Annotated in this window: 18 protein-coding genes; 10 read left to right on the top strand and 8 right to left on the bottom strand. The window is 68.5% G+C overall.

Going from position 1 to position 16,594, the window contains the following annotated elements; translation table 11 throughout:
- Positions 1-92: 92 nt before the first annotated feature.
- The 5 genes from C1I89_RS12765 to C1I89_RS12785 form a co-directional block, all read right to left on the bottom strand.
- Entirely contained in the window at positions 93-1,517 is a 1,425-nt protein-coding gene (locus tag C1I89_RS12765; protein WP_102773155.1) for an MFS transporter, read from the bottom strand.
- Between the two features lie 7 nt (positions 1,518-1,524).
- Positions 1,525-3,210 (bottom strand): MFS transporter, encoded by a 1,686-nt coding sequence (locus C1I89_RS12770; protein WP_102773156.1) that lies wholly within the window; start codon positions 3,208-3,210, stop codon positions 1,525-1,527.
- Between the two features lie 100 nt (positions 3,211-3,310).
- Positions 3,311-3,640: a SorB family sulfite dehydrogenase c-type cytochrome subunit gene (gene sorB / locus C1I89_RS12775; protein WP_102773157.1), complete on the bottom strand. Its 330-nt coding sequence runs from the start codon at positions 3,638-3,640 to the stop codon at positions 3,311-3,313.
- 10 nt (positions 3,641-3,650) lie between these two features.
- A complete protein-coding gene (gene sorA, locus C1I89_RS12780) occupies positions 3,651-4,886 on the bottom strand; it encodes a SorA family sulfite dehydrogenase catalytic subunit (protein WP_102773158.1) in 1,236 nt (411 codons plus the stop codon).
- A gap of 190 nt (positions 4,887-5,076) precedes the next feature.
- Positions 5,077-5,298 carry a hypothetical protein gene (locus C1I89_RS12785; protein ID WP_102773159.1) on the bottom strand — a complete coding sequence of 74 codons (222 nt, stop codon included), beginning with the start codon at positions 5,296-5,298 and terminating at the stop codon, positions 5,077-5,079.
- Between the two features lie 226 nt (positions 5,299-5,524).
- On the opposite strand from C1I89_RS12785, the gene C1I89_RS12790 reads away from it, so the two are divergent.
- The 4 genes from C1I89_RS12790 (at position 5,525) to C1I89_RS12805 (ending at position 7,302) form a co-directional block, all read left to right on the top strand.
- Positions 5,525-6,256 (top strand): TenA family transcriptional regulator, encoded by a 732-nt coding sequence (locus C1I89_RS12790; protein WP_102773160.1) that lies wholly within the window; start codon positions 5,525-5,527, stop codon positions 6,254-6,256.
- A gap of 67 nt (positions 6,257-6,323) precedes the next feature.
- A complete protein-coding gene (locus C1I89_RS12795) occupies positions 6,324-6,623 on the top strand; it encodes a 2Fe-2S iron-sulfur cluster-binding protein (protein WP_102773161.1) in 300 nt (99 codons plus the stop codon).
- 5 nt (positions 6,624-6,628) lie between these two features.
- A complete protein-coding gene (locus C1I89_RS12800) occupies positions 6,629-6,955 on the top strand; it encodes a ferredoxin (RefSeq protein ID WP_102773162.1) in 327 nt (108 codons plus the stop codon).
- Positions 6,952-7,302, top strand: a complete 351-nt coding sequence (locus C1I89_RS12805; RefSeq protein WP_102773163.1) for a 2Fe-2S iron-sulfur cluster-binding protein — start codon at positions 6,952-6,954, stop codon at positions 7,300-7,302. Before C1I89_RS12800 ends, C1I89_RS12805 begins: the two co-directional genes overlap by 4 nt.
- 20 nt (positions 7,303-7,322) lie before the next feature.
- Here the strand turns inward: C1I89_RS12805 and C1I89_RS12810 are convergent, their stop codons facing one another.
- Together C1I89_RS12810 and C1I89_RS12815 are read right to left on the bottom strand one after the other, a co-directional pair.
- Positions 7,323-8,024, bottom strand: a complete 702-nt coding sequence (locus C1I89_RS12810) for a GntR family transcriptional regulator (RefSeq protein WP_102773164.1) — start codon at positions 8,022-8,024, stop codon at positions 7,323-7,325.
- Positions 8,025-8,091: 67 nt separating this feature from the next.
- Positions 8,092-8,835 carry a sulfite exporter TauE/SafE family protein gene (locus tag C1I89_RS12815; RefSeq protein WP_102773165.1) on the bottom strand — a complete coding sequence of 248 codons (744 nt, stop codon included), beginning with the start codon at positions 8,833-8,835 and terminating at the stop codon, positions 8,092-8,094.
- A gap of 227 nt (positions 8,836-9,062) precedes the next feature.
- Here C1I89_RS12815 and C1I89_RS12820 point away from each other — a divergent pair, with 227 nt between their 5' ends.
- From C1I89_RS12820 to C1I89_RS12835, 4 genes are all read left to right on the top strand, one after another.
- Positions 9,063-10,595 carry a hypothetical protein gene (locus tag C1I89_RS12820; RefSeq protein ID WP_102773166.1) on the top strand — a complete coding sequence of 511 codons (1,533 nt, stop codon included), beginning with the start codon at positions 9,063-9,065 and terminating at the stop codon, positions 10,593-10,595.
- Positions 10,596-10,717: 122 nt separating this feature from the next.
- Positions 10,718-12,178 carry an aldehyde dehydrogenase family protein gene (locus C1I89_RS12825; protein ID WP_102773167.1) on the top strand — a complete coding sequence of 487 codons (1,461 nt, stop codon included), beginning with the start codon at positions 10,718-10,720 and terminating at the stop codon, positions 12,176-12,178.
- A 47-nt stretch (positions 12,179-12,225) separates the two neighbouring features.
- Complete coding sequence (locus tag C1I89_RS12830; RefSeq protein ID WP_102773168.1) at positions 12,226-12,705, top strand: GlcG/HbpS family heme-binding protein; 480 nt, start codon at positions 12,226-12,228, stop codon at positions 12,703-12,705.
- Positions 12,706-12,717: 12 nt separating this feature from the next.
- A complete protein-coding gene (locus tag C1I89_RS12835; RefSeq protein ID WP_102773169.1) occupies positions 12,718-13,728 on the top strand; it encodes a 2Fe-2S iron-sulfur cluster-binding protein in 1,011 nt (336 codons plus the stop codon).
- A gap of 3 nt (positions 13,729-13,731) precedes the next feature.
- On the opposite strand, the gene C1I89_RS12840 is transcribed toward C1I89_RS12835, so the two are convergent.
- A complete protein-coding gene (locus C1I89_RS12840) occupies positions 13,732-14,169 on the bottom strand; it encodes a universal stress protein (RefSeq protein ID WP_102773170.1) in 438 nt (145 codons plus the stop codon).
- A gap of 197 nt (positions 14,170-14,366) precedes the next feature.
- Between C1I89_RS12840 and C1I89_RS12845 the strand changes: the two genes are divergently transcribed.
- On the top strand, positions 14,367-15,716 hold the full coding sequence (locus C1I89_RS12845) for a DUF3300 domain-containing protein (RefSeq protein ID WP_102773171.1): 1,350 nt from the start codon (positions 14,367-14,369) through the stop codon (positions 15,714-15,716).
- Between the two features lie 5 nt (positions 15,717-15,721).
- Complete coding sequence (locus C1I89_RS12850; RefSeq protein WP_102773172.1) at positions 15,722-16,585, top strand: DUF2950 family protein; 864 nt, start codon at positions 15,722-15,724, stop codon at positions 16,583-16,585.
- Positions 16,586-16,594 lie beyond the last annotated feature (9 nt).

Raw genomic sequence — 16,594 nt, forward strand, 5'->3', positions numbered from 1 at the left:
CAACGGCAAGGCGTCATCAGATATTTAGGCGCTGTTTCATAATTTACGTATGTGTCGATTTAATGCGCAAATAGCAGCAAGATCGCGAAACATTATTGCGAGTTAGCGTGTTTTGGCGCGGATTCGGCATCGAGGTCCGGCGCGCTGAACCGCAGCCGCGAGAAGCTGGCGATGCTGGCCAGCGCGGCGCACAAGGCGCCCAGCCAGAGCGCGATGACGGCGCCCCGCGCGCCCGAGATATTGAAACAGGCCGCCACCAGCGCCGCGCCCGAGGCCTGGCCCAGCAGGCGCACGGTGCCGATCATGCCGCTGGCGCCGCCGGCCCGCGACGCCGGCGCCGACATCATGATGGCGCGCAGGTTGGGCGACTGGAAGAAGCCGAATCCGGCGCCGCACAAGGCCATGCGCCAGGCGATGTCCCACACTGGCGGGTCGGGCGGCATCAGGGCCAGCAGCGCCAGGCCCGGCGCCATCAGCGCCAGCCCCACGCCGCCCAGCACGCCGGCGGGATAGCGGTCGGACAGCCGCCCCGCGATGGGCGCCATCAGGGCCACCACCACCGGCCAGGGCGTGATCAGGAAACCCGTCTCCACCTGGGTGTAGCCCAGCGTGGTCTGCAGCAGGAAGGGCAGGGACACGAAGGCCAGCGCCTGGGCCGCGAAGGCGCAGACGGCGGTGGCGGCCGACAGCGCGAACAGCGGCCGGCGCAGCAGGTCCACGGCCAGGATGGGAGCGGGGTGGCCCGCCTGCCGCCACATCAGCAGGGCCAGGCTGGCGGCCGAGACGCCCCATTCCAGCGCCACCCGCGCGGGCGCTGCGCCTTGCGCCAGTTCATTGACGCCCAGCACGAACAGGCCGAGCGTCAGCGCGCACAAGAGCGCGGCCAGGCCGTCGAAGCCGTGGCGCGCGCGGGTGGTGCCCGGCAGGCCGCGCAGGCCCAGCACCGTGCACAGGATGCCGACGGGCACGCTGATCAGGAACAGCCAGTGCCAGGAGCCCAGCAGCAGGATGGCCGAGGCCACCGTGGGGCCGGCCGCGAAGGACAGGCCCACCACCATGGCGTTCAGGCCCAGGCCGCGGCCCAGCAGGTGCGAGGGATAGATGAAGCGCAGCAGCGCGCCATTGACGCTCATCACGCCGGCCGCGCCCAGGCCCTGCAGCACGCGCGAGGCCACCAGGGCCGGCAGCGACGGCGCCAGCCCGCTGGTCAGCGCGGTCAGCGTGTAGACCGCCAGGCCCACCATGAAGACGCGGCGGTGGCCCAGGATCTCGCCCAGCGCCGCGGCGGGCAGCAGGCCCGCCACCATGGCCAGCTGATAGCCGCTGACCACCCAGATGGAGGCCGCGTCGCTGGCGCCCAGGTCGCGGGCGATGGTGGGCAGCGCGGTATTGGAGATGACGGTGTCCAGGCTGGTCATGCACAGCGCCAGCATGACGGCCAGCAGCGCGCCCAGGCGCTCCGAGGCCGGCAGGCCGACGCCGGCGGGATAGACGGTGTTGCGAGAGAAGGTGAGCATGTGCCGGCTACAGGGATTCGGGGTCGCGGCGCAGCGAGAAGCCCTGCGCCTCGTTCATGGCCAGATAGCTGATGCTGCGCGACACCACCGGCGGCTTGTCGCCGGCGTGCAGCGCGCGCACCTTGTCCAGCACCATCTTGTCGGCCAGCGTCATGCGGTCGGTCATGCGCAGGTACTGCATCCAGCTTTCCACCAGGAACGCCTCGCGCCAGACGCCGTCGCGCTCCAGGTCGCGAAACAGCTGCCATTGCTGCGCGCCGTTGCGCAGCCGCATGAGGCGCAAGGGGCGCGCGGCCTGGATGAGCTCCGACAGCCGCTCGCGCGGGATCTGGTATTCAACCGTGACCAGCACGGCGCCGTGCTGGGTGTTGAAGCCGGCCGCGGCCAGCGCCGGCTCGGTATTGTCGGCGCGCACCAGCGTCTGGGCGTCGACCTGCTCGGGCAGGCGCGACCGGTACAGCAGCGCCACGGTGATGCCCAGCATGATGCCGGCGGCCGCCAGCGCGCCCGAGACGCCCATGGTCTCGGCGAAGTGGCCCCACATGAACGACCCCGCGGCCAGCCCGCCGAAGATGGCCGTCTGGTACAGCGCCAGCGCGCGCGCCTTGACCCAGTCGGGCACCAGCATCTGCACGGTGGTGTTGTAGGTGGCCAGCACGCCGATCCAGCAGCTGCCCGACAGCAGCAGGGCCGGAAACGCGATCCACAGCGTATCGGCCAGCCCCAGCGCCAGCAGGCAGGCGGCCAGCAGCCCGGCGGCGACGCTGACCAGGCCGCTGGCGCCCCAGGCCGCCTGGATGCGCCGCACCACGGCGCTGCCGAGAATGGCGCCCAGCCCCAGCGCGCCCAGCATGTAGCCGTACAGCAGCGCGCTGCCGCCCTCGTGTTCGTGCGCCAGCAGCGGCAGCAGCGCCCACAGCGCGCTGGCCGACAGGCCGAACGCGAACGAGCGCAGCATCACCACGCGGGTCACGGTGGAGTGCTGGGTATAGCGCAGCGCCGCCACCACGCCTTCGAAGATGCCCTCGGGCGGCAGCCGGCGTTCGGGCAGGTCGCGCTTCCAGCGCCAGATCGCCCAGATCAGCCCGCCGAAACAGAAGCAGTTCAGCAGGAACACCCAGGGCGCGCCCAGCGCGCCCAGCAGCAGCCCGCCCACGGCGGGTCCGACCGCGCGCGCCACGTTGAAGTTGACGCTGTTGAGCAGTACGGCGCTGCCGACGTGGGCGCGCGGCACCTGTTCGCCCACGGCGGCCTGCCAGGCCGGGGTGATGATGGCGCTGCCGATGGCGATGCAGAAGACCGACGCGATCAGGGTGATGGGATGCAGCAGCCCGGCGAAGGCCAGCACGGTGATGAACACGCCGCCGGCCAGCTCCAGCAGCATGCCGGCCAGCATGACCTTGCGCCGGTCGTAGTTGTCGGCCAGCACGCCGGTCACGATGGACAGCGCCACCAGCGGAAAGGCGGCGGCCACCTGGATCATCGCCACCATCAGCGGGCTGCTCTGCTCGGTGGTGATGATCCAGGCCGCGGCGACGGACTGCGCCCAGGTGCCCAGGTTGGCGAAGAGGTTGGCGATCCAGATGATGCGGAACGCCGGAAAGGCGAAGGGGGAAAGCGTGCTGACTTTCAGTACGGGCGCGGGCGGCGCGTCAGCGGGCAGATCGTTCGTGGCTGAAACGGGTTGCAGCATGGGAATGGGGGCGGGGCGCCTTCAGGGCGCCCCGGCGAGCGGTCCGGGTCGGGTAATGGTACGCCGAAGCGGATGGCAGGTGGGCCGGCCCGCCCGTCCCTCAAGGTTTGGCCGCCGCGGGCGGATAAGCCTGATTCAGGTACTCCACGATCAACGGCACCTGGTCGGGCGGTATCGGGGCGCCGTAGGTGCCCACCATCTTCTTGACCTCGGCCTCCCAGAAGCCCAGCGGCATGGGCGGCTGCGAGGACACGTAGTCCACGGAATGGCACATCAGGCACAGCGACGCGGCCTGGGCGCCGGCGCCGGTGCCGGGATGCAGCTTGGCGGTTTCCTGGGGCAGCTTGATTTCCAGGGCCTGGGCGGCAGGGGCCAGGCAGGCGGCGGCCAGCGCAAGCGCCGGCGCGCAACGACGGAATTGGCGGATCATGGCGGGCTCCTCAGGCGGCGGTGACGCGTACGGTTTCGACCACGTTGCGCATGTAGCCGGCCGGGTTCCACAGCGCCTCCAGCGGCTGCGTGTCGCCGGCCATGTTGGTGGCGCGCACCTTCAGCTCGTAGTCGCCGGCGGCCTCGGGCGTGAAGTCGGCATGCCATTCGCGGAACGAATAGCGGCCCAGGTCCTTGCCCAGCGTGGCGGCGCGCCAGGTCTTGCCGCCGTCGGACGAGAACTGCACCTCGCGGATGCCTTTGCCGCCGTCGAAGGCGATGCCGCGCACCTGCACGCGCTTGCCGCGGGTGACGCGCGCGCCTTCGGACAGGCTGGTGATGAAGCTGCGCACGTTGTAGCGGCCGATGGGACGCGTTTTCTCCGGCGCCTTGCCCGGCGGCGTGCAGGCGCAATCGTTGTCGGGAATGCGGTAGGCCTTCTGCATCCAGAAGCCGTCGAACTCTTTGTCCAGCACCTTGATGTCGGCCAGGTGCTTGACCCAGTAGGTGCCGTAATACCCCGGCACCACCAGCCGCACCGGGTAGCCGTTGAGCATGGGCAGGTCGGCGCCGTTCATGGAGTAGGCCAGCATGACCTCGCCGTCCATCGCATGGGCGGTGTCCAGCGCCTTCACGAATTCCGGCGTGCCGGGCAGCACCGGGCGGTCCATGCCCTCGAACGTGACCTGGCGCGCTTCGGCGCGGATGCCGGCTTTTTCGAGCACGCGCTTGAGCGGGATGCCCAGCCAGCGGGCGTTGCCCATGGCGCCGTTGCCCGACTGCCCGCCGCCGACCCGCGGCGAGAAAAAGCCGCGGCTGTTGCCCGAGCACTGGGTCACGGCCACCAGCTCCACCGGCTTGCCGAAGTTCTGCTTCAGGTCGGACAGCGACAGCTCCAGCGGCTTGTCCACCAGCCCGCTGACCTTGATGCGGTAGGTGTTCAGGTCGATCGTGGTCGGGATGTTGCCCAGGTGGTAGCGCACGAAGAACGCATCGTTGGGCGTGAGGAGGTTCTCGTCGAAGACGGAGAACGGCGTTTCCAGTTGCGGCGGGCGCGAGGTCTGGCGGATCAGGGGGCGCTTTTGCGGGTAGGCGATCAAGTCGCGCTCGCCGTTGGCGAAGGGCAGCGTGACGGTGGCGGGCGCCGCCAGGCTGGTCAGCGTATGGCCGGCCAGCGTGCTGCTGGCGCCCAAAGTACAGGCCTGGCGCAGAAAGCGCCGGCGCGCATTCGGATCGAATGTGCTCATCTTCTGGTCTCCTCTTTCTTATTGGACGCCCTGCGCGGCGGCGTACAGGGATGAGACTACGCCCGGCGGGCTGACAAGTGCGTTAATTGTTGCATCGCCCGTTTCAAAATCCGGGATTTCCGCTCGGACGGCCCGCCAAACAAAAAGCCCCCGGCAAGGGGGCTCTGTGCGTGGGCTGCGGGAAGACGGATCAGCCGGCCTGGCAGACCGTCGCGTCGCCGCGGGCGGAACCGTCGCGCCGGCTTGCGGTTTCGCGCAGCGGCTGCAGGCGGGCGTTGCGAAACGGCGCGAAGCATTCGGCCCAGGACGAGGGCAACAGGGGCGTGGCATGGCGCACGGCGTCGCGGCGGGCGTAGTGGCTCAGCAGCTGCTGGCCGATGGGGGCGTCTCCCAGAGGATGGCGGGTGTTCATGGTATTTCCGTATTGCATTGAAAGTGTATTCAGTGTACCAGCATCGACCCCAATGCGCCAGCCCCGCCAAGCGTCCAAGTGCTTGATTTAAATAAGACTGTCCCTGTTTATCCCTGATAGACCTCGGGATTGCCCTAGGCCCTCAAAATAGTAGACGGTATACAATGTTCATCATGCCCAGGCCAGACCGGCCTGGAATCCTCCCTACTGGACCTTGGAGCGCGCCATGGCTGAACTGATGAACCGAGATGAATTCCGCACCGCGTTGGAAAACGCGATCAAGGGCAAGAGCGCCAACGCCTCGCCGTTTTCTATCGCCTGGGCCGAGGGCAAGCTCAGCCGCCAGCATCTGCAGCGCTGGGCCGAGAACCACTACCACTACGTGGGGCCGTTCGCCGACTACCTGGGCTATCTGTACGCGCGCACGCCGGACTCGTACACCGAGGCCAAGGACTTCCTGCTGGCCAATATGTATGAAGAGGAAATCGGCGGAGACCGCCACACGGACCTGCTGATCCGTTTCGCCGAAGCCTGCGGCACCACCCGCGAGCGCGTGGTCGACCCCGACAACATGTCGCCCACCACCCGCGCGCTGCAAAGCTGGTGCTACGCCGTGGCCATGCGCGAAGACCCCATCGTGGCGGTGGCCGGGCTGGTGGTCGGCCTCGAATCGCAGGTGCCCTCCATCTACCGCAAGCAGACGCCGACGCTGCGCGAGAAATACGGCTTTACCGACGAGGAAGTGGAGTTCTTCGACCTGCACATCGTGTCCGACGAAATCCACGGCGAGCGCGGCTACCAGATCGTGCTGGAGCACGCCAACACGGTGGAGCTGCAGCAGCGCTGCCTGAAGATCTGCGAGATCGGCGCGCAGATGCGGCTGCTCTACACCACGGCGCTCTACACGGACTACGTGCAGAACGACATCGCCCTGCCCGAACTGGGCCTGGCCGCCTGAGACAGCAACGCAGGCCGTCCGGCTTCGCGCCGGACGGCGAGAGAAGAGCGCAGGGGATCAGAGCACCATGCCTACAGTCGTGTTTCATAAAGGCGGCCAGACCTACACCGAGGTGGTGAAGGAAAACACCAACCTGGTGGTGCGGGCCGGCATCAAGCAGTTTCCGTATCCGCATCTGCGCTACGAATGCGGCATGGGCAAGTGCGCCAAGTGCGCCTGCCGCGTGCTGGCCGGGGCCGAGCAGCTGCCGCCGGTGAACTGGAAGGAAAAAAAGCAGCTCGGCGAGCGCGTCGAGCAGGGGTACCGGCTGGCCTGCCAGCTCTGGCTCAACAGCGACATCGAGCTGACCCAGGACGTGGAGGCGTAGCGGCGATGGAACCGGCATATGTCATCCTGACCTCCAAGCCCGGCGTGTTCCGTACCGAGGCCGGCGAGGACGTGGAGATCATCGAAACCTACGACTACCGGTTCTACGGCCGCGCGCTGGCCGAGTACCGCATCGCGCGGCTGCGCGGCGAGACCCGGCTGACCGTGACCGAAGAGACCCCGCCGTACATGGTCAACCGCGTGCCTTCCAAGTTCCTCGAAAAATTTGCGTCGGTGGAAGCGGCGCGCAAGGAGCTGTCGCACCTCACGCGCTTCGGCAGCATGCAATCGACCCTGACGCTGCGCAGCGGCGCCGTCCCTGCGGAGCAATGAAACCCATGGTCCAGATCACATTCATTTCCAATGGCGGCAAGGTCGCCACGGCGCCCGAAAACAGCAACCTGCTGCGGGTGTCGCTCAAGGAAAAAGGCGGCATCCCGTTCAAGTGCGGGGGCGGGCTGTGCGGCACCTGCAAGTGCCGGATCGAAGAGGGCCTGGAAAACACCGACGCCATCAAGCCCAAGGAGCGCAAGCACCTGCGGCCGGAGGATTTCGAGGCCGGCTACCGCATGGCCTGCCAGACCTTCGTCAACGGCGACATCAAGGTGTCCTGGGTGATCCAGAACGGCAAGGGCGTGGTGGTGGGCGCGCCCGCCGACCCGGTGCAGGCGCAGGCCTGAACGAACCCCCGAGGCCCGGCCTACGCCACCGAGGCGTGCTGGGCCTGCTGCGCTTCGGTGTAGGCGCGGGCGGCGTTGTGCACGTGCTGGCTGGCCAGCAGGGCGGCCAGGTCGCCGTTGCCGGCGATGACGGCGTTCAGGATCTGCGAGTGCTCGTCCCAGTTCTGCTTGGCGCGCAGCATGTTGCTGGGCGCGAACAGCAGCGCCGTGCGGTCGCGCAGTGAGCGCATCAGGTCGGTCAGCACCACGTTGCCGCCGATGGTGGCCAGCATTTCGTGGAACTGCGAATTCAGCGCCAGGAACTTGTCCAGCTGCTCGCTGCGCGCGGCCTCGGTGCCTTCGCGCAGAAAGGCCTGCAGGCGCTCGACGGTTTTTTCGTCGCGGCGCTGGGCCGCCAGCTTGGCGTTCAGCCCTTCCAGCGTGGCGCGCACTTCCACCATGTCGTAGGCGACGGCGTCGGACAGCACCGACACGGACGCGCCGCGGCGCGGTTCGATGGTGACCAGGCCTTCGGCGGCCAGCGCGCGCAGCGCCTCGCGCACCGGGATGCGCGAAACGCCCATTTCCTCGGACAGGCGTCCTTCGACCAGGCGGTCGCCCGGCGTGAATTCGCCGCTCAGGATGCGTTCGCGCAGTTTGTCGCGGATGACGGCGAACAATTGCGGGTGCTGCTCGCCGATCTTCAGCGAAGCGGAATGCTGCGTGGCGGGAGTAGTGGTCATGGCGAGCAGGTTTTGCGTAATGGATACAGTCTCCATTGTATTACCGGACGTGACGGGCGACAGGCCCTCAGCCGCCCCAGAAGGCCTTTACCAGCACCCCCAGCGCGCCGATGGCGCACACCGCCAGCAGCACGCCGCGCACCGCGCGCGGCGGCAGCCGGTTACGCAGCCGGTTGGAGACCGCAAACCCGGCCAGCAGAAACGGCGCCAGGCTGAGCGCCAGCCCGGCGTGGTAACCCGTATAGCGCTTGGCCAGCGCCAGCATGGCCAGCGAAAACAGCGATCCCAGGAACAGCACCATGCCCAGCGTGGCGCGCAGGCGCGGCGGCGCCGCGTGCTGCATGACGATGGCCAGCGGCGGCGCGCCGACCGAAGTCATGGTGCCCATCAGCCCCGAGGCGACGCCCGCGCCGGAGACGCGCCGCGGGGTCGCGCTGAAGCGCAGGCCGGCCGCGCTGAGCGCCACGGCGGCCAGGATCAGCACGGCGAACAGCACCCCCAGCGCCTGCGGGGCGAAGCGCGTCATGGCGTAGACGGCGATCAGCGTGCCCACCGCCCGCCCGGCCAGGGCATAGGAAACCGAGGGCCAGTCGATGGCCGCGCGTTCGCGCAGCGCGGTCAGCAGCGAGATGAAGCCGCCCAGGGTCAGCAGCGGACCGGGGGCGAGCTGGGGGAAGAACATGGCCGCCACGGGGGCGGCGAACATGGCGAAGCCCACGCCGCCCACGCCCTGCGCGATCGCGGCGCCGAATACGACGACGGCCATGGTGGCGTACTGCAGAAGGTCGGGATAGGGCAGGGAGGGGCTCATGCCGGGGATGGGGTATTTATGTATACGATAGTCTATCTGTGATTCGGCAGAATTTTCCGTCCAGGACCAAAATCCAGGGTAATCCCTTGGTTTCTGCTTGATATTCAACGATTTTTAAGAATTATCGCTTTTCCCAGGTCCTACATATTTTGATTGATATAGATCAAGGCGAAATATAGTATACCGTTGCTGCTCAACCGACAGTCATGCATACAAGGGGAAAAGCAATGCAACCGGACGTCGCGCTCAATGCCGCTCATTGGATGTACCTATTCAGCGTGGCCGCCATCATCCTGACGATGATCCTGCGGGCCAATGTGGTGGTGCCCTCTGTCATCGGTACTTTTCTGGTCGTGCTCGCCATCACCGGCAGCCCGGTCAGCGCACTGATAGGCATCTTCTCGGCCAGCTTCGTGGCCGCCAAGGAGCTGTTCAATATTTTCCTGGTGATCACCTTCATGACGGCGCTGCTCAACGCGCTCAAGACGCTGCAGGCCGACGTGCGCATGGTGCAGCCGTTCCGGCGCGTGATGCGGGGCGGACATTCCTCCTTCCTCATCATCGCGCTCTGTACTTATGTGATCTCGCTGTTCTTCTGGCCCACGCCCGCGGTGCCGCTGGTCTCGGCCATCCTGCTGCCGGCGGCCATCGCCGCCGGCCTGCCGCCGCTGGCCGGCGCCATGGCCATCGCCATCGCCGGGCAGGGCATGGCCCTGTCGTCGGACTACGTGATCGGGGTGGCGCCCAGCATCAGCGCCAAGGCCGCCGGCGCGGCGGTCAGCGCCGCCGTGGTGGCCGACCGCGCGCTGGTGCTGTCGCTGATCACCGGCGCGGTGGCGCTGACCGCCGCCTATCTGCTGGTGCGCAAGCACATCGTTCCCGCCGACGCCGCGCTGCTGACGGCCTGGCAGGCGCGCGCGCAGGACGGCAGCCTGGCGGAGATCGAGCACTCGGGCTCGTTCGACAAGGCCGAGCTGGCGCGCGGCACCATGGGCGCCGACCCGGCCCTGCCGCGCGGACCGGCCCTTAGCGACGAAGAGCGCCGCCGGGTGCGCTGGTCCAAGACCTTCGCGGTGGTCACGCCGCTGGCGTTCCTGGGCGTGATCGCCGTGATGGTGCTGCCGCGCCTGTTTCCGTCCTTGCCGGCGCTGCGCGGCGGCGATGCGGCGGCCCTGGTGGGCGGGGTGGCCGTGGTCGTGATGATGCTGGTCACGCTGGCGGCCGAAGGCCCGCGCCGGATGCTGGACGTCTGTCCGGAGCACGTCACCGACGGCTTCGTGTTCGCCTTCAAGGCCATGGGCTCGGTGCTGCCGATCGCGGGGTTCTTCTTCGTGGGCGCCAACGAGACCGCCGCGCAGATCCTGGGCGTGCCCCAGGCCCAGGCGCCGGGGCTGCTGTTCGAGGTGATTTCCGCCGGCCAGCACCTGATTCCGGAAAACCATTTCCTGGTGGCCTTCGGCGTGCTGCTGGTGGGCATGATCACCGGCATCGACGGCTCGGGCTTCGCCGGCCTGCCGCTGACCGGCACGCTGTCCGGCGCCCTGGGCCCGGTGGTGGGGGTGGACCCCGCCACGCTGGCCGCGGTGGGGCAGATGGGCGCGGTCTGGACCGGGGGCGGCACGCTGATCGCCTGGTCGTCGCTGATCGCGGTGGCGGGCTTCGCGCGGGTCAATGTGCTGTCGCTGGTGCGCGCGCTGCTGTTGCCGGTGTTGCTGGCGCTGTTCACCTCGACGATCTGCGCGGTGCTGATCTGGCGCTGATCCGCGCGGGGCGACCAGGGGTTTTCACGTATCGCCCCATATAGATTAAAGTATACAATGTTCAGAAAGCCGACCCGCCGCCGCCCGGCGGCTCCCCGGCACAGTCTTGAGGAAGCGCTCCCGTGGATGATCTCTCGCAGCAAACTTTCCTGAACCACATCGGCGGCAGCTGGACGCCCAGCGCCAGCGGCAAGACGGCGCCCAACATCAATCCGGCGGACACCGGCGACGTGGTGGGCCGCTTCCAGGTCTCGGACGCGGCCGACGCGCGCCGGGCCGTGGAGGCGGCGCAGGCCGCGTTCGCCGGCTGGCGCGATACGCCGATCTCCAAGCGCGCCGCGATCCTGACCAAGGCGGCCCAGCTGCTGGAAGAACGCGCCGCCGACATCGCCCGCGAACTGACGCGGGAAGAGGGCAAAAGCCTGTCCCTGGCCAAGGACGAGGTCCTGCGTTCGGCGCAGACCATCCGCTTCTACGCCGTGGAAGGCCAGTCCTACACCGGCGAAACCTATCCCAACGACGATCCGGACATGGTCGTCTACAGCCAGCGCGAGCCGCTGGGCGTGGTCACGGTGATCTCGCCGTGGAATTTCCCGATCTCGATTCCGGCCCGCAAGATCGCCCCGGCGCTGATCGCCGGCAACACGGTGGTGTTCAAGCCTTCGTCGGACGCGCCGCTGTCCGGCTACCGGCTGGCCGAGGCCCTGATCGACGCCGGGCTGCCGGCCGGCGCGCTGAATTTCCTGACCGGTCCGGCTGCCGCCGTGGGCGAGGCCATCACCGCCGCGCCCGAAGTCCGCGCGATTTCGTTCACCGGCTCGACCGCCGCGGGCGAGCAGATCCATCGAATGGCCGGCCTGACCACGCGCACCCAGATGGAACTGGGCGGCAAGAATCCGCTGATCGTGCTGGCCGACGCCGACCTGGACCGGGCCGTGGAACTGGCGGTCAAGGGCGGTTTTTCGCTCAGCGGCCAGGCCTGCACCGGCACCAGCCGGGTGCTGGTGGACAAGCGCGTGCGCCAGGAATTCACCGAGCGCCTGCTGGCCCGGATGAGGGCGCTGACCATCGGCAACGGCATGGACGGCAATTTCGACCTGGGCCCGCTGGCCACCTCCAGGCAGCTCGACAACGTGCTGGGCTACGTGGCGCTGGGCAAGCAGGAAGCCACCCACCTGTACGGCGGCGAGCGCCTGACCGGCGAGGGCTTCGACCGCGGCTATTTCGTGTCGCCGGCGCTGTTCACCGGGGTCACGCAGCAGATGCGCATCGCGCGCGAGGAAATCTTCGGCCCGGTGATCGCGCTGATCGAAGTCGACGGCTATGAAGACGCCATCGCCAAGGCCAACGACACCGAATACGGCCTGGCCGCGGCCATCGCCACCACCGACGCCCGCTACGCGCACCGCTTCGCCCGCGACATCCAGGCCGGCACCGTGAAGATCAACCGGACCACCACCGGCAACCTGATCAACGCGCCGTTCGGCGGGCTCAAGCATTCCAGCACCTCGACCTTCCGCGAATCGGGACGCGCGGGGCTGGAGTTCTATACGCAGATCAAGACCGTCTATCGCGCCGGCTGAGGCCGCGCTCCCTTTCCCCATACGCAACCGGAAAAAAGGATATCGCCATGAAGCAGGTCTATCGCCTGGAACTGGAAGAAGCGCGCGTCATGGTGCGCGCCGCCATCGCCAAATCGGAAGAGATCGGCGTGCTGGAAACCATCTGCATCGTCGACGACGGCGGCTACCCCATCGCGCTGGAGCGCATGGACGGCGCCCGCATCACCGGCCCGCAGATCGCCTGGAACAAGGCCTTCACCGCCGCCGGCCACAAGCGCTCCACGCACCTTTTCAATACGCCGCCCAACGGTCCGGCGCTGCCCGGCAACGAGGCCTTCGGCATCCAGTGGAGCTTCGACGGCAAGTTCGCGGTGTTCGTCGGCGGCTTTCCCATCGTGGTGGATAACGAGGTGATCGGCGGGGTCGGCCTGAGCGGCGGCAACGGCGAGCAGGACACCAAGGCCGGCGTGGCGGCGCTGGCGGCGCTGGCCGCGCTGCTGGAGCCGCGCGGCATGAAAGTGCTGGTCGAGGCGGACATCAAGAAATAGTCGAGGCCGGCCATGGCATATCGCGTGCACATCCTGGAAACGGACGAGGCGTTCCACGTCGAAGAGGGCGAATCGGTGCTGCAGGCCGCCGAGCGCTCGGCGGTCAAGCTGCCGCACGAATGCACGTTCGGCGGCTGCGGCACCTGCCGCATCCGGCTCGAGTCCGGCTCGGTCTCATACGACGAATTCCCGATGGCGCTGACGCCCGAAGAGGCGGCCGAGGGCTATGCCCTGGCCTGCCAGGCGCGACCGCTGGGCGACCTGTGCATCAGCGTGCCCGCCAGCCGGCAGTCGTTTCCCGAGCCGCGCCGCCTGCCGGCCACCATCCACCGCCTGGAACGCTACTGCGACGACGTCGTCCACCTGACGCTGGCGCTGCCGGAAGACGGGCTGGAGTACGTGCCGGGGCAGTACATGAACGTGCTGCTGCCCGACGGCGAGACGCGCAGCTTCTCCATGGCTTCCGCGCCCTCGGGCAACCTGGTCGATTTCCACGTGCGCCGCATTCCGGGCGGGCGCTACACCGACCATTGGCTGGGCCAGGCGCAGGCCGGCGCCCGCGTCGAGATCGAGGCGCCGCTGGGCGTGTTCAGCTATCACGAGGAAGACTGGCGGCCGCTCATCATGATGGCCACCGGCACCGGCATCGCGCCGATCAAGGCCATCCTGGAGTCGCTGCTGGACAACCCCGACTGCCCGCCCGTCACGCTGTACTGGGGCATGCGCACCGAGGCCGATCTCTATCTGCGCGAGCAGATCGAAAGCTGGGCCGCGCGCCTGTACGAGTTCAATTTCGTGCCGGTGCTCTCGCGCGCCGGGGCCGGCTGGCAGGGACGGCGCGGCCACGTGCAGGAGGCCGTCGTGGAGGACCATGACGACCTGTCGGAACACGCGATCTATCTGTGCGGCGCGCCGGAAATGATCCAGCAGGCCAGGCAGCTGCTGGCCACGCGCGGCGCCAGCCTCGATCATATGTATGCCGACAGCTTCACCTTCCAGCACGCCTTGGCGGCGGCGGGATAAACGCTACCGATACACCAGCACCGGCAGCCGCGTATGCGCCAGCACGCGCTGGGTTTCGCTGCCCAGCAGAAAGCCGGTCATTCCGTGGCGGCCGTGCGAACCCATGATGATGAGGTCGCAGCCCTGGCTTTGCGCGGTCTCGACGATCGCCTGGTGCGGGTGGTCGTTGACCGTGACGATGGCGTTGCAGGGCACCAGCGCGTGGCGGGCTTCGGTTTCCAGCCCGTCCAGATAGGCCTGCGCGTTCTTGCGCGCCTGGTCGGTGTGCTGGTTCTGCGTGGTGCCCAGCATCTCGGCCTGGTAGATCAGCAGATGGTCTTCCGGGATGGAGCGGATGAGCGTGATCGTGGCTCCCATTTCCTTGGCGAAAACAAGAGCGCGCTTGAATGCCGATTCGGACAGCAGCGAGCCGTCCACGGCGATGAGCAAGTGCTTGTACATGTTGCCTCTCCTTCAGGAAAGGGACTGAACAGCCGCGCAACCAGTATAGGCGCGCCGGGGGCGGGCGGCCAGTCCCGCCTAAGGACGAGGCGGCGGGCTTCCCCTGCGCCGCGGTTGAGCATATATTGTCAGCGCGATATCCGGCAGTTCCCTCCTGGCTTGTGGCGTCATGCTTTGCGATTCACGGAGAACGGAAAATGCGTCGATTGCAACAATGGTTCATCGGCTGGCTGTGCATGGGACTGGCGGCCTGCCTGCCCGCCGTGGCGCAGACCAAGCTGGACAACGCGCAACTGGACCAGCTCATGGCGCCGGTCGCGCTGTACCCGGATTCGCTGCTGTCCCAGATACTCATGGGCGCCACCTATCCCGACGACGTGGCGGCGGCCGCCAAATGGTCGGCCGCGCACACTTCCGAATCCGGCGACCAGGCCGTCAAGGCGGTCGAGGGCGAGGCCTGGGACCCCAGCGTCAAATCGCTGGTGGCGTTTCCCTCGGTCATGGACATGATGGGCCGGCAGCCGGAATGGGTGAAATCCGTGGGCGACGCCTTCCTGGCGCAGCCGGACGCGGTCATGGATTCCGTCCAGCGCCTGCGCGTGCAGGCCCAGAAGGCCGGCAACCTCAAGAGCACGCCGCAGCAGAAGGTCACTTCCAGCACCACCAATGACAAGACGGTGGTGGTGATCGAGCCGGCCGACCCGCAGGTGGTCTACGTGCCCAGCTACAACCCCAGCGTGGTCTACGGCACCTGGGCCTATCCCTCCTATCCTCCCTACTACTATCCGCCGCCGCCGGGGTCGGTGTTCGCCACCTCGCTGGTGGCCGGGCTCAGTTTCGGCCTGGGCGTGGCCGCCGTCAACTCGATGTGGGGCGGCTTCGACTGGGGCCACAACGACGTCGATATCGACATCAACCGCTACAACAACATCAACGTCAACCAGCGCATCGACCGCAGCAACTTCAACAACAACAGGGCCACCTGGCAGCACAATCCGGCCAACCGCGGCAGCGCGCCGTACGCCGACGCCGCCAGCCGCCAGCGCTTCGACGGCCAGCGCCAGGCCGGCCTGCAGAACCGCCCGCAGGCGCGCCAGGGCCAGGCTGCCCGGACGCCGGCGCCCGGTTCGCGCGACGCCGCCCGCGAGCGCGCGGCGCAGTCCTTCGAAGGCCGCACCGGCCAGCCCATCGCCGGGCACGCCCAGCCGGGCGGCGCGCGCGCCCAGGGCGGCGGCAGCCGCGGGGCGGGGCACCAGGCCGCGCCGGCCCAGCACAACCGGGCCTCCAGCGTGTCCACGCAGGATCGGCAGGCCGCCGCGCAGCGCCAGCGCGCCGACGAGTCCGCGGCGCGCAACCGCAGCCGCGCCTCCAATAGCGCCAATGCGCTTAGCGACGCCGGCAACGGCGAACGCATGCGCCAGCAAAGCCATCGCGGCGAGATGAGCCACGGCGGCGCAGGCATCCAGCGCGGCGGCGGGCATATGGGCGGCGGCGGCCACATGGGCGGCGGACGCGGCGGTGGCGGACATTTCGGCGGCCGGAGGTAAGCACCATGCAGAAAAGCGCTTTCCCGACTTTCTTTTCCCTGCGCGCGCTGGGCGCGCTCGCGCTGGCGCTGGGCCTGGCGGCGCCGGCCGCGGCCCAGAGCCTGTATCCCAGCCCGCAGGCGGCCGCCGACGCCTTCGTCGACGCCATCGCCACCGGCGACCTCGACGGCCTGGCCAAGGTGCTGGGCCCGAACCACCGGCGCATCGTGCCCGGCGGCGTGGCGCAGGAGGACATCTACCGCTTCCTGGCGGCCTGGTCGCGCAAGCACGAAATCGTCGCCGACGGCGGCCGTTCCTGGCTGGCGGTGGGCGATTCGGGCTGGACCCTGCCGGTGCCCATGGTGCGCGCCGGCAGCGGCTGGCGCTTCGACCCGGCGGCCGGCACGGCCGAGATCCGGCGCCGCGCCATCGGCCGCAACGAACTGGCCGCCATAGACACCCTGCGCCAGCTGCAGGCCGCCCAGGTCCGCTACCGCGACGGCGTCGGCCAGGGGCGCTACGCCGGCCGGCTGGTCAGCCGCGCCGGCGAGCGCGACGGGCTGTACTGGCCCGAACTGCCCGGCTCGCCGCCGCAGGCCTACGGACCGGACGCGCTGGCCATGGGGCCGGACGTGCCGCCGGAGGACGCCTATTACGGCTACCGTTACAAGGTGATTCCGGGCGCGCGCGCCGACTCCTACCGCATCGTGGCGTGGCCCGCCCGGTACGGGCAGACCGGCATCGATTCCTTCGTCGTCGGGCCGGAGGGCGGCGTGCTGGAGGCCGACCTGGGGCCGTCGTCGGCGGCGCGCGCGGCGGCGCTGCGCGAACGCGATATCGAGGCCGGCAACTGGGTTTCCGCCGACGCGCAACCCGTTGGCGCCAAATGACTTTATCGG

Source organism: Achromobacter pulmonis (assembly GCF_002885955.2).
Taxonomy (GTDB): Bacteria; Pseudomonadota; Gammaproteobacteria; order Burkholderiales; family Burkholderiaceae_B; genus Achromobacter; species Achromobacter pulmonis_A.

Bases quoted from the DNA above. Each gene is read 5' to 3' on its own strand.
- C1I89_RS12765 (WP_102773155.1), bottom strand. From the start codon at position 1,517: ATGCTCACCTTCTCTCGCAACACCGTCTATCCCGCCGGCGTCGGCCTG.
- C1I89_RS12770 (WP_102773156.1), bottom strand. From the start codon at position 3,210: ATGCTGCAACCCGTTTCAGCCACGAACGATCTGCCCGCTGACGCGCCG.
- sorB (WP_102773157.1), bottom strand. From the start codon at position 3,640: ATGATCCGCCAATTCCGTCGTTGCGCGCCGGCGCTTGCGCTGGCCGCC.
- sorA (WP_102773158.1), bottom strand. From the start codon at position 4,886: ATGAGCACATTCGATCCGAATGCGCGCCGGCGCTTTCTGCGCCAGGCC.
- C1I89_RS12785 (WP_102773159.1), bottom strand. From the start codon at position 5,298: ATGAACACCCGCCATCCTCTGGGAGACGCCCCCATCGGCCAGCAGCTG.
- C1I89_RS12790 (WP_102773160.1), top strand. From the start codon at position 5,525: ATGGCTGAACTGATGAACCGAGATGAATTCCGCACCGCGTTGGAAAAC.
- C1I89_RS12795 (WP_102773161.1), top strand. From the start codon at position 6,324: ATGCCTACAGTCGTGTTTCATAAAGGCGGCCAGACCTACACCGAGGTG.
- C1I89_RS12800 (WP_102773162.1), top strand. From the start codon at position 6,629: ATGGAACCGGCATATGTCATCCTGACCTCCAAGCCCGGCGTGTTCCGT.
- C1I89_RS12805 (WP_102773163.1), top strand. From the start codon at position 6,952: ATGAAACCCATGGTCCAGATCACATTCATTTCCAATGGCGGCAAGGTC.
- C1I89_RS12810 (WP_102773164.1), bottom strand. From the start codon at position 8,024: ATGACCACTACTCCCGCCACGCAGCATTCCGCTTCGCTGAAGATCGGC.
- C1I89_RS12815 (WP_102773165.1), bottom strand. From the start codon at position 8,835: ATGAGCCCCTCCCTGCCCTATCCCGACCTTCTGCAGTACGCCACCATG.
- C1I89_RS12820 (WP_102773166.1), top strand. From the start codon at position 9,063: ATGCAACCGGACGTCGCGCTCAATGCCGCTCATTGGATGTACCTATTC.
- C1I89_RS12830 (WP_102773168.1), top strand. From the start codon at position 12,226: ATGAAGCAGGTCTATCGCCTGGAACTGGAAGAAGCGCGCGTCATGGTG.
- C1I89_RS12835 (WP_102773169.1), top strand. From the start codon at position 12,718: ATGGCATATCGCGTGCACATCCTGGAAACGGACGAGGCGTTCCACGTC.
- C1I89_RS12840 (WP_102773170.1), bottom strand. From the start codon at position 14,169: ATGTACAAGCACTTGCTCATCGCCGTGGACGGCTCGCTGCTGTCCGAA.
- C1I89_RS12845 (WP_102773171.1), top strand. From the start codon at position 14,367: ATGCGTCGATTGCAACAATGGTTCATCGGCTGGCTGTGCATGGGACTG.
- C1I89_RS12850 (WP_102773172.1), top strand. From the start codon at position 15,722: ATGCAGAAAAGCGCTTTCCCGACTTTCTTTTCCCTGCGCGCGCTGGGC.